This window comes from Streptomyces sp. CG4, assembly GCF_041080655.1.
GTDB lineage: Bacteria > Actinomycetota > Actinomycetes > Streptomycetales > Streptomycetaceae > Streptomyces.
This window is the reverse complement of the sequence record NZ_CP163525.1, coordinates 3,227,066-3,242,223: the sequence shown is the minus strand read 5'-3', so window position 1 is coordinate 3,242,223 and position 15,158 is coordinate 3,227,066. Positions and strand designations below refer to the sequence as shown.

Genomic DNA, 15,158 nt, shown 5'->3' with positions numbered 1-15,158 from the left:
GCTCAGCCGGCATCGAGGCCCTCGGCGATCGCGCTACCAGTGAGGAAACTGGTGAGGTAGATGGTGGCGTCATGGGCATGGGAACCGTTGTGCACCAGCGCAGAGCGGAGCTGCTGGCCGAACTGAGGCCGTAGGTCCTTGACCAGGGCTACAACATCACCGCTGTCGACGATGTTTGTCCAGGCCAGAGTGTCGGCCCCGGGCCAGCGGCCGGGCTTGGGCAGTAACCGATCGAAAATCATCGGAATGCCCAACGGCGACCCCATTGTGACTAGCGCCCGGACCCCGTGGTTGGGTAGGGCGCACAGCGCCTCGTAGGCGATGATGGTTCCCAGGGAATGTCCGACGACAACCTGGGTGTCCGCACCAATCAGCGCAGCGACCCGCTCCCTGGCCATCCGCCGAAGCTGATTATCTGTTAGGTAATGGCGGACCTGCTTGAGGTCGAAGATCATCGCCCGCAGCGCAATCCCGGAGAAGAACCGCGAGTTCGACAGTGCGCGCAAGGCGGCCTGCACTGAACGTGGCGTGCGTGCCAGAGTGTCCAGCCCCGGCGGGGAGACACCTGGGTCCACATCTGCCGCCGCCTGCCACCAGGACAGCAGCAACTCCTGTTCGAACCCGGCGGCCACATCGGCTGCGGTGTACAACGGGTCGCCGACCGCGAGCATCTTGCCTGCCGGCCGGAACAGGTCGCCGTAGAACGCCATGGCCAACTCATGTTCGCAGAGCGGTGGTCGGCCAGCGCGACGCAAACCGTCCTGCAGTGCGGGACACCACTCTTTGAGCAGGCTGTCCTCGCCCAGCATCTGCTTGCCAACCCCGTGGACCGCGACGACCCGGGCCATGCGACGAACCCCCCATCCCCGTAGTTCGTTTACTGATGAGCACCTTAGATCAAACCTTTTCGATGTCGTGCCGCGGCTGCATCAGCTCGGGCAGCCGCGCATCTGGGGCGCTTTCGGCCCCGAAGAGCGTCTGTTGCAACAGGTCCGAGATCGTTTTTAAGCGTGATTCGGTACCGACGGCGGAGCGCTCTTGCAGAGACCGCACCCACGAGATGGCCTTTTCCGCTGGGACCGTGGCGTCGTAGTGAGGTTCGCTAAGCCCGGAGGGCAGTACTTGCGTAGCTAGCCGTTCTCCCGTGCCGGCCAGTCGTCCAGATAAGGCCACCGGTGGTGTGCCCGTTGCACAGGGCGGTCAGGCTGTCCGGAAGAGCGTCTGAGCCCGGCACATCCCCTATGCCGGACCTTGCCACGTCGCGTGAACGGCGCTTCGGAGCGCCACTGCGCACCGCCTGTCTGGTGCGCAGTGGCGCTCCGTGCTCTCGGTCAGGCTGCGTGAACCCGATCCCAGCATGCGTGCAGCACGCCCTCGAGACGGTGCCTGCCCGCCGCGTTCGAATCGAAGACCTGGAGGGCCCGCAGCGCGCCGAGCGCCTCCGCAGCGTCGATCTGGTCACCGTCCGTGGCGGCTTCCACCGCCGCCAGGAGATCACCGGCACTCATGCCTTCATCCGTCATGAACTCACTGACCGCGCGGTAGGCGATCCACTGCGGCGTGCGCGGAACAAGGCCAGCCTCCGCTAGGAACTTTTTCGCCTCCTCGGCTTCCTCCAGACCGGCCACCACCTGGCGCAGGGCTTCATCTTCGGGAAGCCTGGCGAACAGGCTGGCGGCGAGCCGGTCGATGAGGAGGGGCCAACCTCCGGTGGTCTCCCAGAGCTGCTCCATCTGGGTATCGGAGGTGAATGCCTCCTTGTCCTGGGCCCAGGCGCGCAGTCCGTCCGGGCTGAATCGCCGTAGTACGAGTACCTCGATCCCCATACCGTCCTCGAGTTCGCCACTAGCGGCCAGGGACCACAGGGCCCGCTGGTTGGGGCCTGCGACGATCACGGCCGAGCGAGTGACACCGGACCGGTCCGGGATGAGGCTGACTGCGCTCTCCAGCGTTTTCAGACAGGCGTCGTCACGGGGGGCCTTCTCCGTGAGATCCGACACCACGACCCGCTTCCGACCAGGGGTGCCTTCTTGGAGGCGGCGGTCGAAGTCTGAGCGGCTGGACACCTGAGGCAGGTCCCAGCCAGTTGCCACGGCGACGTCTTTCAGGGCTTCGGCGACTCTGTCAACGCCAGTGGCGGGCGTTCCGATGATCAGGCGTGCCTGGTTGCCATGTCCGGGCAGCACGTCCGCGACCTGGTCGGCTGTGAGGGGGGAATAGGAGTAGCCGTTGCGTGACTGGCGGCGTGCTTCGAACTTGCTGAAGTGCTCTGGCACCTTACGGTTGGATGCCTGCGCTAGTTCGGCCTCCACCGTCCCCAGATTCCCGATCATGCTGAGAGCGTTGGCGCTGCGCAGGTGCCAGCCACGGTGGTCGGCGTCAGGTGCGAGCACCCCGAGCCCTTCCATCTCCGACAGATAGGCGCGGAACCGGTCAGTGTCCAGGTTCTCGAAGCCCTCGTGCCACCAGTATGTGCACTCCTCCCGCAACTGCACCTGGCTGAGCCGGGAGTCCAAGCCGTAGTGGTGCGCATGGTGCGCGACCACATTCGCGATCACGTTGTAGCGGGGATCGAGCCGCAGTGTGTCGTGGAAGGCTTCAGTGATGCTGAACCGCAGATCCTTGTCCGACTGGACCGTCTCCACATCGGCCCGGGTGATGGTGTACGGCGGGCCCGAGGCTGAACCGGTCCGCTTGCCGTGCATGGTCTGCACCAGGCGGTGTCCGAACATCTGGAGCAGGAACGGCTGGTACGAGCAGTGGCCGAGGATGCGGTGCACCAGCACGGGCTCCTCAAAGCGGTACCCCAGAGCCTCCAGTGGTTTTGTGAGCAGGTCGACCGCGTCCTGCGGGGGCAGCGGGCCGATTGCCGTGGGGTTCTGGGAGAGATGGCCGAACGGGCTGTTCTCGGCGATTTTCGCGTAGCGCTGAACGGAGTGCAGGCCGGCGAAGACCACCTTGACCCGGTCACCCGTGTCGGCACCCAGATCGCGAAGGAACCTGGTCTCGGTGAACTGTGGTGAGTCGGACTCGAAGAAGCCGTCCGCCTCGTCGAGCATGATGAGGAGTCTGCGCTTTGGGTCCACACGCAGCCACTCCTGGATGTCGGCCAGGACATGCTCGCGGGTCAGGACGGAACTCGCCTTCACTTTGCGAGACGGAGTGAACTCGTCGCGTTCCAGCAGGCGACGCCCGATTCGATCCCAGACGACGGATGATGGAGCGTTGGTGCCGGTGAACGTCGAGTCCAGGGAGATGAGTAGACTGAGCCGCGCACCATGCAACTGCGCCTCGTATTTGCGTCCAGCGGCCTTCAGAAGTGCCGACTTTCCGAGGCCGCGCCCGCCGAACACCACCTGCTCTCCTGTGGCGCTCAGCACCTCGTCGAGCTCCGTGTCACGGCCGTAGAACATCTCCTCGGCCACCGGAGCACGTTTGCCCATCACATACGGATTTACCGCGGAGAAGGGGAGCAGCACGCGCATGGCGGAGTCCAGGCGCTGGTTGCCGCAGGCGGCCAGATGGGCCAGGGCCGCATCGTCGAGCACCACGAGGGCACGTCGTCCGCCCGCGCACTGGGCTGCGAACACTTCGCGATCACGCACCGGCAACGTGCCGAAGTACGCGACAAGCAGACTGTCGTCGTTCGGATCCTGCTGGATCCAGGACATCAGTCGCTCGGACGACGGCCGGTCCCACACCAGCATCACACGCAGGCTGCCACGCAGCCCAGATCCGAACGCCGGCACCAGGGCCGACCCGGTGTACTCGATCGCGGGCACGTCGATGAAGCGGTAGCTGAGGGAGCGGGGCGTGTCGATCCGTTGGGGGAGTTTTTTGCTGCCGTACCCAATCAGGCGAAGGGCGGGCATCAACAGCTCGCTCTCACGAACGCCGTGAGTACGCTCCCGGCCCTTGCGAGCGGCGAGGTTAGCCCAGCCTGCGAGTGCCTGTGCGGTCTGTTCCGCGATCTCGGGGGACAGAGAGGAATAGTCGAGCGCTTCCAACCCCAGGTAGCGCGTCCGCTGTCGAATGGCATCGATCAGAGCGCCGCAGACTCCCATGTCGGCCATGGCCTTCGGGACATCCGGGAAGAAGGCGGCGAGGCTGCGGTCGGACGACTCGATGTCGGGAATGCTCTCACCGTTCACCAGGTGGGAGACCAGTTCGTCGGCGGTGAGCAAATCACCGGCATCGATCAGTTGCTCGACGCGGTCCTGGTCCTCGGGGGACAACCCCTCGATGTTGCCGAGCCGGGTACGCAACTTGGCGGCGTGGCCCGCTCGGGCCCGGTTCAGTTCCTCGGAGAGGGCTACCAAGGCCCGGCGCACATGTGTGAGATCACCGTCCGGGCGGGGGACGGCGTCCCGCAGCCGCCGCTCGAACAGGCGCTCCTGCTCCTCGTTGAGTGCTCCGTCAACGCGGGCGTGACGCAGCATCTCCTCCAACCGTTCGCGCGTGTCGCGCAGCTCCCGCGCGATCCGCCGACCGGCTTCCTCGACGTGGGCGCACAACCCTTCCGAAGGCACGCTCTGCGGGGGCAGGAAGGGAAGCTGCTGTTTCGCCCACAGATCGAGAATCCTGTGCGCCGTGGCGAACACCTCGCCGGATGCCTGAGCCCGCACTGCCTCCTCCCAAGAACGGCCGCCCGCCTCCACCAGCTCGCGGACGGACACCTCGGCGTGCGGCTGAATGGCGCCGGCTTCGTCGATCACAGTTCCGGGTATCTTGAGGAGCTCCGACCGCAGGGCGAGTTCGACGGACAGCTCGGTTTCGTCGAGCTGCGTTTCCCCCGCCAGCAGGGCGAAGGTCGTGGAGAGCGAGGCGACGGTGGCATCCAGCGCGGCAGTCGTGAGCACGTCGGCCGCCACCCCTTGTTCCCGCACGTCACGCAGGACGTCCTCGCGGAACCTGAGGACCACGATGCGCATCTCCTGCACCTGGTCGACGCTCCAGTCCGTGTCCCGTGCAGTGAACTGCTGCATCTGCCGGACCCACCGGTCAACGACGGTGAGGCTCTTCGCGGTCTGGCGCAACAGGTCGTGGCGGGACGAGCCCTCGAGCCTCGTTCGAGCCCCGGGCGCCATGAATTCTCGGTCCGCCTTGTCCAGCGTGGGCTGCAGGATGGAGGGATCGCGCAGCTCTCGAACCCTTTGCGCGAGCGCGTCGAGGCCGTGCCTGTTGTTGTCCGCCGCCTGTCGCAGCAGCGAACCGATTAGTCCTTTTTCGGAATCCCACCAGTTGTGGGCGATCTTCTGCCCACGCGGGAACCGGATGGTGGGCACCTGTTCGAGGCTCCGCCGGCACTCGTCGCGTGCGTCCTCCAGGGCTCTTTCGAGTTCCGCCCGGTTGCGTGCCAGAGCCAGGGGCGGGGAGTGCAGGAGAAGCGACTTCAGGGCCCGCTGGGCCACTTCATCCGCTACACGGGCCAGGCTCCGTGGCACGCCGTTCGCTACCCGGCTCAGGGAGGCGCCCACTTCGGGGTCACCCGTCACAAGGACAGTACGCAGCAGCGCCGCGGTCGTGAGCGCTGCGTCGGGACGGTCGCCCGTCAACTCGTCGATGGCGTGACCTGAGAGCAGGCCGCGCATCTCGGTAAGGCTTTCGCTGCTCGGCGAGTGCACGGCAGCCGCGCAGGCAGCGAGCTGTAGCGCGGTGATCCTATGCGGTGGTTCGCCGAGGCGGACGGCGAGGGCGGCGGCTAGGCCATACTGCTCGGCCGAGATGAGCTTTGCCAGAGAGGTGCGGGTCTTCGACTGTCCGGTCTGGGCTTTGTCTGCCAGGGACTTGTGCGGCGGTGCAATGGGAGACGTCTGGCCCTCTGGAGCGCTCGTGGTCGAGGAAGGACGCGTCGGGGTGGGGCTGGGGGTCCGGGGCTCGGGTGCCGGCGTCCGAGGGGCGAGGTCGGTGGGGAGGATCTCAGGGGAGCCTGCCTCGCGGGGCTCGGGGGCAGGGTGGCCGTTGTCGCCCGGGGCCGCGGGCCGTTGTTGCGCTATGTCGTGTCCCGACGCGGAGGGAGCGGGGGAGGCGTCTCGCGTGGCTGCCGCGGGCGGGCGGGGGGTCGGGACTGGTATAGGCGGCGCAGACTTGGCCCGAGGGGGAGCCGACGCGGCAGCCTTCTGGGCGGCTGCTCCGAGCCGAAGTTCGCTGTAGCGCCCAGCCGGATATGCCGCACAGCGGCCTTTCACGGCTGTGGGCAGCAACGTGAGGATGTCGTTGGGGTTTTGGTCTGCTTCGTGCCGCTCCACCATCGTCAACAGCGCGTCGAGGGCCTCGGCGTCCACTTGGTCCGTGGGGCCCCAGTCGTCGATCCCCACCAGGGCGCCTGCCCGATCGCGGGCCGTTTCCAGGTCCTGGGCGAGCGCCGGATCGCCCGGCGCGCACTCCAACTGTGCCACCCTGGTGAGTCGTTGGCGCAGGCGCCCGGTGGACAATCGGGCCAGTGCTGTGTCGGTCGCCTGCCGGAAGTGGGGCAGATCGGCCACAGCGGGTGTCGCCCCGTGCGCCTTTAGGCTTCGCGCCGCGGAGTCGAAAGCCTCGGTTACCTCGCACAGCACGTTCAGATCGTCGGTGGACGGTCGGGCTTGGGCGGCAACGGCCTCCGCCGTCCGGCGGGCCGGTTCGGCCGCGGCGGTCAGCGCATCAGTAATGCGTGCGAGCGCGGCTTTCAGCTGGTCCGCGTCAGGGGGGTCGGTGGGTAGGGCGGCCGACGCATCCGCAGCAGTGGCGTTGATGGCAGCGGTCGCGTTGTCGTCTTCGGGCGCAGTGGGCGTCTGCTGAGCCAGCTCAACGACCCGGTGTGCGGCTTCCCGTACCACCTGGACCGGGACGTCCGTCTCCGCCAGCCACGGCTGCTCCAGAGCCCACGCCCACAGGGGAGCGTCCTCAGCGCTCGCTCTGAGGTGCGACCAGACCGTCAACTGCAGCAGGGCGGGGGTCCATCGGTGGGTGAGCGGACCAAGGTCGTCGTCGGACTGGCCTACAGCGTGCCGTCGGCCAGCCCGGGCCAGGTCGTCGAGGACGGGAAGACTCAGATGCCAGGCCGCCTGACGGCCGCGGGGCGCTTCAGGGTCGCGCCGGATGCGGGTCAGGACGTCGTGGCACAGGGCACGGTTGACCTTGGTCCCGTCCATAGGAATGCGCAGCGCGTGCAGCAGGTGGCGCCGCCACGATACGCGCGTCGAGTTGAGGGCATATTCGACGTCTGCCTCGCTGAGGCGCAGAAGGGCGTCAGCCGTCGGGGACGGGCGCGCGTCCAGGGACCGGGTGAGCGCGGCGGACAGCTCCTCTAGAGCCGCGAGCAATTCGGGAGGTACCTCTTGCCGGTCGCGGGTGCCGAGGTCGACAGGGTAAGGAGTGTCGCTCTCCCCGCCTGGTACGGCGTGGGACGGGCGAGGATGGCTCATACGGGCTCCAACGGCTGATGCGGGTCTTGCGGCTACATCGCGGAGTTATCGGCTCCGCTTGTGTGGTCGTACGTAAGTGAATCCGTCCGGCAGCTCGGGTGGGCCGGTCAGCCGGAACCTTCGGTGGTCCTCGCGGTACAGGGCGCGTTGCTCTGGAGTGGCCTCTTTCCTGAGGTGCCCGATGCGGCGCAGGAATCCGGCCACGTTGTGCTCGCGCACTGCCCGGTCAGCCGAAGCCGACGGGACGTGGTCCGTTCCCTCGGCGGGCGAAGCGTCCGGAACATCGACGCGGTGCGGCCGGTAGCAGACGAGCTCCACGGTCGGTTCCCCCTGCCGGGGCGGATGGTGTGTGCTGTCGTCCGCACCCCGGCTGCCCCAGGCGACCGTGAGCCGTTCGGAGCCGAGCAACTCGGTGAGGACTGTCTCGATGCTGGCGGTCTCGATGACATCTTCACCCGTGACGGCGCGGACAGCCGCGGGCAGATCCACCCTGGCCAGCAGCGCACAGCCGAACCGGTCGAGAAGCCCCAGTCTGCGGATCGCGGTCAGGAGCTGGACAGTGGTCATGGCCCGGTGGGCCGGAACAGTTTCACCGGCCGGTTCCATCCCGGCGTTCAGCCCGTTCGATCCGTCACGGGTGAGCACTCTCGGGTCGTAACGGTGTTCAATCAGCTCACCGTCGACGGTCACCGGCTGCGGCAGAAGGGTGGTCCGCGCGTGGATCACTCTGCTCCCGCGCTGCCAGGTGAACGTCAGCCATATACCGGGGAACAGGTCCAGCGGCCACTCGACGCCGTCGAGCCGTGTTCTCTGTCGGTCCACCGTGACGCACGCGTCATGGCAGCACTGATCGGTCGCCAAAACCCGACCATCGTGGTGGAGGACGATCCTGACGGAGCCCTGCGGAACACCGGGCGAGAAAAGTTCGGCGGCGACATGGTCGGGGAGCGGCAGACACTCCTGGAGGACGTGGAACAGCCGAAGGGGCTGAGCCCACTCGATCTGGCTGTCGTTCACCGCTAGGTCGATGGGGCAGCCGAGATTACTGTCGTCAGGCCACAGAGGCGGACGTGCCGTTTCCTCCCCACTAGCCGGTGTCTGCTCTCCGGTCGGGAGCGCTCCGTCCGACATGGCCGGAGGAGCATCTACACCGAGTTCCGGGGAGGGTGCGGTGCTGGGGCGGTCATAGTGGCCACCCTGCGACTTGGGATACGGCGGTGTCGTGGGCATGGGGGATGGCGGAGCCTGGTTGTCCGGCCGGTGCGGGAGGCTGTCCGCCCAGCCCCGGCCGGCGGGCTTGTCCACAGTGCCGGACGGGGGCGCGAGATCGCCGGCGCTCTCCACGAACTCGGCCCGCCAGACACCTCCTCCCTGCCATCGATCGTCCAGGCTCAACCGGACGCCGGTCGGAAGAAGCCCCGTCGTCTCGTCTTGCTCACGCCGCGCGTAGTCGGACAGAACGGAGTTGGCATGGCAGACAGCTATTGGATAGGCCGTGCCGTGGAGCTGGTCCTGCCACTCAGGGTGCGAGCGCAGCGCGGTGCCGAGCGCGGTGTAGGCAGGTCTGGGCTGCAGGACCCCGGTCCGGCGTCCGGCCCGGGGTATCGCATGGCGCACCGTCGAATCGGCCAGTCGGGCCAGGTCGTCGCGCCCCAGCGGCCCGGGGTCCGCCAGCCGCCGGGCCAGTGAAGCGCGAGTAAAGGCGTAATCGCCCCAGATCCTCGCCGTGTTGAGCTCCACCAGAGCCTGACGCAAGGTGTTCATCAGCCCCCTCACGGCCGCCAGCAACTCGGCGTCCCCGCCTCCTGGCGCGAGCAGCGTCGGCAACGGCGTCGGCACCAAGGCGCTGGTGAGCTGATCCCGGCCGCGAGTGACCAGGTAGCGCGCGTAGTAGTCGGCGTCGCTCAGGTCCGCGTCCGCCCACTCGTACTGGGCCTCCACGACGAGGTGTCCGAAGTCGTCAGTGCGTCGTTGGCGGCGCAGTCGCTGGAGCCGTTGCGTCGCGGGTGCCAGGTCCTGACCGAAGGCGGAGGTGTCGAAGACCAGCCGCTCACGCAGCACGGGTGTCTCGTCGGGAGCGAGGAGACCGGCGCCCCGGGCACCAGCCGGCGCTCCGGACACCCAGCCCGGCGTCTCGCCGTACGGGCCGAGGTCGACGTGGGCGCCCTCCTTGTAGACGATCTCTGCGGGGAGCAGGTCACCACCCGTACGGATGTTGATCATCGCGCCGACCGGCAGCGCCTCCACCCTGTCGCCGAGGGCGACGGACGGAAAGTCCTCGAAGTCCAGTGGACCCCCGACGTAGCCACCGGCTTCCACGTCGTAACCGAAGTAGACAGCGTTGAAGGCCACAGCCGTGTGCACCGGAGTCGTACGATGGGCGATGGCCGCGGCCAGATGAGCCAGCAGCGCTTCTCGCGCCGCCGGTTCGCAGGCGTGCAGGCCGATGATCATGTCTCGCGTGATCAGTGGATCGTCGTCGTACGGCCGCCACACACGATCGGCAACATGCAACGCACTCGTCATGCAGTTCCCCCCATCCGCGCCATCGGAGACCCCGTGCCACCGGGCGGCACCGCGCGCCACCATCCCCCCGATGACGTCACACGCCCGGCCTGCGCCAGTCGCTCGACGCTCTCTTCCACAGCGCGCAACGGAACGTCCGCGTGCGCTCCGAAATACCGGCTGCCGACGAGCCCCTGGGGGAGCCGCACACGCCGACCGAGCTTCGGCGAGTACGAACTGTCCTCGCCGCGCAGCGCTCGCCAGACACTTCGTGCGTGCACCCCGCGCGGTACTGCCCAGATCAGCCGGTACACCTGTTCGTCCAGGCGCCGCAGCCGCGACTCTGGCTGGGTGCCGCTGTCGATCGGCCGAGGCCGAGGGGTGAGCAGGGCCCTCGCCGACACCGGCATGGTCTCGCCCGCCGGCCAGTCCGGTCTGCCCCAGCAGGCGCCGCAGCGGTTCGCCTCAGTGGTACAGCAGCTCTCGGGTAACTCGGTCACGCCGAAGTAGTCGGCGAACTTGCGGTGCGCGCAGGTGGCCGAGTCATCGAAGAAGTCGCGCAGCCGGGCGATCTCCGTGGCAGCTCGCCTGGCCTTTCCGGACATGGCAGTGAGGAAGCCTGCCGGTAGTTCGGCGCGGTGGACCTCGATTCCGCTGACCCAGTGACGGCTTGGCGCGGCCGAGACGTCCAGCAGTCCGCGGTCGTGCAGGTCACTGAGTAACTGCCAGGTACTCGCGGGACCTTCCGCTAGCTCCAGGTATCCGGAGACTCGGCCCGCCAGCAGACCGTCCAGTGAAGCCACGTTGAGCCGTGCCCTGGTGAGGCCCTGTGCCGACGGCTCCGACCCCGGGAGGCCGTTCACCACCCCGAGGACGTCGCGAACGACCGACTCCTCGTCGTCCTCGGGGAGCAACTCGCCACGCCGTACCCTGCACAACGGTGGAAAGTCGCCGTGGTCGGTGACCGCGCCCAGCCGGGCCAGCTGACTGAACGCACGCATCGCACCAGCCACATAGGCGTCTGTTACGCGAGCCGAACGTGCTTCCTGGACGCTGATCCGCCCCGATTGCACATCTTCGCCGATCAGCCGGTCGGCGATGCCCCGGGCGTCCAGCACCCCGTCGCAGGCCAGCACCGCACGCCCCATGCGTCTGACGAGGTCAGGGTGTAGATCCTGCCCGGTCATGAAGGCGACCGTGCGCAACCCTCTGGAGGTCAGCAACGCCAGAGCCGTGTTGGCCGGAGCCTCGGGCACGGTGGACGAACCACTTCCTGCGACGTCACGGCCGGCTCGTCCCAATTGCTGGTAGAGCGAGGCCAAGTCAGTCGGGGCCGACACACAGAACACGGTGCGCACGTCAGCGCGGTCGATGCCCAGTCCGAAGGCGGAGGTCGCCACGACGACCAGGGGGGCGAAACCCTCCTCGCCCAGGCATGGGGCCTCACGGAATTCTGTCATGACCGCCGACTTTTCGGCTTGCGTCAGCCTGCCGTGGAAGCGGCGTACCCGGACTCCCAGGTCACCGACGTACTCCTGGAGGTAGGCATGGAGCGCGACCACCTCCTTGACGGTGAGGCAGTAGAACACTGCATGCCCCGTCAACGCCTCCAAGACGTGCCGGGCGAGACCGGCCACCACGGCGGGGCTCGACTGGTTGAGGGAGCGCCGGAATATCGCAAGCTCTGGTCGGATGGGATTCTCACGTACAGTCACCAGGCCGCCGTCATTCACCGCCCGCGCGGCTTCCTGGCTAGCGGCCTCACTCTCCGACAGCGGGGGTTCCTCGGGTACTTCGAAGACTCCGGTCCGCAGACCGGTGTGCACGGCTTGGTTTGCGGTGGCCGTCAAAGCTGTCACCGGAACCGCGTACGAGTGCCGCAGCTGTCGGAGGAACTGCTCGACGCGCTGCATGCTAGGCCGGAAGTCGTCCCACTGGACCATCGTGTGAGCTTCGTCCAGGACGATCCGGCTGAGGGTGCCCGCCGCCGCTGCGGCTCGTATCAGTTCACGGAAGCGGCGCTGACAGAGCCGTTCCGGACTGACGTACACAATCTTGATGCCGTGGCTCGCCCGCCCCAGCAGCTGGTCTGCGACCTCTGTTTTGCCCGCTCTGCTGCTCGACTCGCGCAGCGGTGCGATCAGCGCCCGAACGGCACCGCCGATTGATCGGTTGAGCTCCAGGGCCTGATCCTGCATCAGCGCTACGAGCGGGCTGACAACAAGCGTGACGCCCGGCAGCACCAGGGCAGGGAGCTGGAACGTGAAGCTCTTGCCGTATCCGGTCGGGAGCAGGCCGAGAACATTGTGTCCCTGTGCCACCGCCCCGATGACTGCCCGCTGGGCGGGCTTGAGTCGGAACTGACTCGGATCGTCCATCAGGCGGAGTAGCCCGGCCACTTCCGAGGCGCGCCGGAGGACCTCCTCTTCCAGCTGATCATCGGACGCGAGCTTCTGGACGTCTTCAGCCGACAGCTCGAGCTGCCTGATCCGGAGGGTCTGCGGCAGCAGGGTGTGCCGCTGTAGGGTGTCGAGCTCCGACAGCTCTTTCGCCCGTTCAGGGGAGAGCAGGCCGTGTCGAGCGAAGAACGACCAGATCCGGGCCCATCCCTCAGCCATGGTTACGACGTTGGCGGCGCCTTGCTCCCCGGTGCGCGGGTCGGTGCGGAGCAGACCCTCGTCCAGGCTCCCCAGGAAGGCCCGGCGATAGGCACGGCGCAAGGCTGTGTACCCGGCCAGCTTCCGGTCGCTGATCACAACCACGCCCCGGTGCCGCTCAGAGCGAATCAGACGCCCCACGGCCTGGCGTAACTGCAGGGCCGCAAGCGGGATGTAGTAGTGCTCCGTCGCATGGGCGTCCGGGTCCTCTCGGCCTGCGGCTTCCGCCCGCGCGCGTACGGCAGCGCGCCGGGCCTCCACCAGCGGTGCCGCGAAGGGTGCGAAGGGCAGCTTGTTGATCCAGACGAGCCGTAGTCGGTGCTCGTCCGAGACGTCCACGCCCTGCCACAGGCCCTTGGTGCCGACCAGGAATCCGCCGCCGCTGCCGGGGTTGGTGAACTGGTCGAACGCACGGGAGTTGCCCAGGGCCAGTGCGTTAACCACGTAGGTGGGGGCATCGCGCCGACGTAGCTCGTCCGTCAGGAACTCCGCGATCCCGGCTGCCGTGGACCGCGCCGTGGTCAGGACCAACGCGCCACCGTCCACCCCCCGGTCGCCGGTGGCGGGGCGCACCAGCTCCGTGGCGTATCCGCCGAGTTGGTGAGCCACGGTTCGCATGGCTCCTTCCTGCTGCTCCGCCCAGGACGGGAAGTCTGAGAAACAGACCAGTTCTGCTTGGCGGCGCAGGTCGAACGGGGTGTCCACGCACATGGTCGCGAGTCCGGCCAGCCCCAGGCGCCCCATGATGAAGTCCCAGTCGCCGGCGACGCGCAGTGTCGCGGACACGTAATACGTGCGAGGGAACGAGCTCAGGAACCGCCTCCATCGGGCGTCACCCGGCAGTTCCACGGGGCTGGAAGAGATGCGAAACCGGTAGTGGCGCAGCCCTGCGAGGGGGATGGCGAGCTCTTCGGCGTAGACGATCCGGTTGGGCAGCGGCGGGGGAAGTAGGCTGGCCTGGGCATTAGGAACGTCGTCGGTTAGGGACACGTCCTCTGTCGCGTCACCTGCATCGGTTTCGCCCTCGGGCTCCTCTTCCTGCCTTTCCTCCTCTTCTTCTACAGCCGTAACAGGCTCAACGCAGGGCTGGGTACGGTCGGCCGTGGAGCCCTCCGGGGGGAGTGCACCGAGAACGTTCTGAATGTCCGCCAGCAGCACCTCAGCCGTCTCCCGCAGCTCGGACACCTGAGTCTGCATCGCGGAGAGCGCGTCCAACGAGAAGAAGTCCAGTGCAGGTGCGTGAGCCTGTGCGAAGGCGGCCAACGCCCGCTCCAGACGGAGGGCTATTGAGGACAACCTACGGATAAGCACAGATAGCGTCCGGACCTGTCCGAGTCCGGTTCCCCCGCCATAGGGACTGGCCAGGGTGACTGAGCGCGAGCCAATGACGGATGCGTCCTGACCGCCCAATGTGTCGAACGCACGGCTGGCAGCCTGGGGGAAGGACTCGTGGTCGAGAAGCGTTTCAAGTTCCGCTATAGCATCCGCCACCCGATCCCGGGCCAGCCCTGATGCCGCGTCTTTCAGCCAGGTGCGGACGGACGCGACAAGCTGCTCCACCGCACCATAGTCCAGGGAAACGGTCAAGGCCGAGGTGGCGGCGTCCTCAAGCAAGTGAGCTTCGTCGACGATCAGCATCGTCTCACCGGGGAGAGACCGCAGATCCTCCAGATGAGCCAGGAGCACCGAATGATTGGCCAGGATCAGCCGGTGAGAGGCGATCGCTTCGCGCACGCTGTTTGTGTGCGCCGCGAGCGGTGTGGCTGCTGTGGCCGCGTAGTCCCCGCCGGTTTGGGAGAGCGACTGAAGCCAGAGGGACAGGACCGGCCCGCAGTATTCGTCGAGGAAGGCGGGCACGTCGACGGGGTCCACCGAACGGGCGGTCCATGCATCGGGGGCAGACGGAGCCGCAATCAGCCGCAGCAGTAGGGCGATTACCAGCTCACGGAACCTTGGATGCTCGACGAACCGTGAGTGGGCACGGGAGCCCGGGTCCGTACCGAGGGTGGTCGCGTCGGACAGGGCAGCGGCCAAGGCGCGCAAGGAGAGCCGGTTCGTCTTGCCTTTCACCAGGTCGGTGGCCTGCAGCAAGCCGGGCATGGCACGGCCAAGAGTGTCGACGTCCCGAGCGATCTGGCTCTGCAGTTGCTTGGTGTACGTGGCTATGACAACGCTGCGAGCCTCCCCGCCGCCGAGCCAGTCCATCGCGGCGGCCAGCAAGGCGAAGCTCTTCCCCGTACCGGTCGGTGCCTCCACGAGAGCGGAAACACCGGCGCCGACCCAAGCGTGCAGGCCCGCAGTCATCTGCTGCTGCGCAGGCCGCGGACGGGCCGCGGCGCCATGGACCACCTTGGCCAATTCCCCTGGATCGACCCGGTCGTCAGTGCACAGCCGCTCTGGGACGGCGAGTGGTCTGCGGCCGGGTGCGGCGGCGGGTGGTCCGCTGCGCCGTGGTGCGTGGTCCCTAAGCCAACCGGCAAGTGTGGCCGAGACCGTCGGCCGGTCCCAGGCGAAGGGGGCATCGACTGTCCATGCTGTGCCTGCGGTCCCGCGGGCAAGGTTGTGGAGCAGGCTCCATGCGGGGGAATCA

The 15,158-nt window shown here is 67.5% G+C and carries 5 protein-coding genes; all 5 read right to left on the bottom strand.

All coding sequences use genetic code 11. The annotated features are described in order from the left end of the window. Positions 1 to 2: 2 nt before the first annotated feature. Entirely contained in the window at positions 3 to 848 is an 846-nt protein-coding gene (locus AB5L52_RS14540) for a hypothetical protein (protein ID WP_369364370.1), read from the bottom strand. Positions 849 to 897: 49 nt separating this feature from the next. Continuing rightward, positions 898 to 1,173, bottom strand: coding sequence for a DUF3375 family protein (locus AB5L52_RS14535; RefSeq protein WP_369364368.1), 276 nt, complete (start codon positions 1,171 to 1,173; stop codon positions 898 to 900). Between the two features lie 158 nt (positions 1,174 to 1,331). Further along, positions 1,332 to 7,304: an AAA family ATPase gene (locus AB5L52_RS14530; RefSeq protein ID WP_369364366.1), complete on the bottom strand. Its 5,973-nt coding sequence runs from the start codon at positions 7,302 to 7,304 to the stop codon at positions 1,332 to 1,334. A gap of 147 nt (positions 7,305 to 7,451) precedes the next feature. After that, positions 7,452 to 9,932 (bottom strand): hypothetical protein, encoded by a 2,481-nt coding sequence (locus tag AB5L52_RS14525; protein ID WP_369364364.1) that lies wholly within the window; start codon positions 9,930 to 9,932, stop codon positions 7,452 to 7,454. Beyond that, a complete protein-coding gene (locus AB5L52_RS14520) occupies positions 9,929 to 14,917 on the bottom strand; it encodes a DEAD/DEAH box helicase (protein WP_369368876.1) in 4,989 nt (1,662 codons plus the stop codon). Before AB5L52_RS14520 ends, AB5L52_RS14525 begins: the two co-directional genes overlap by 4 nt. Positions 14,918 to 15,158 lie beyond the last annotated feature (241 nt).

What these genes read in the sequence shown, in the direction of transcription:
- AB5L52_RS14540 (WP_369364370.1), bottom strand. Translation starts at nt 848, where the DNA reads ATGGCCCGGGTCGTCGCGGTCCACGGGGTTGGCAAGCAGATGCTGGGC.
- AB5L52_RS14525 (WP_369364364.1), bottom strand. Translation starts at nt 9,932, where the DNA reads ATGACGAGTGCGTTGCATGTTGCCGATCGTGTGTGGCGGCCGTACGAC.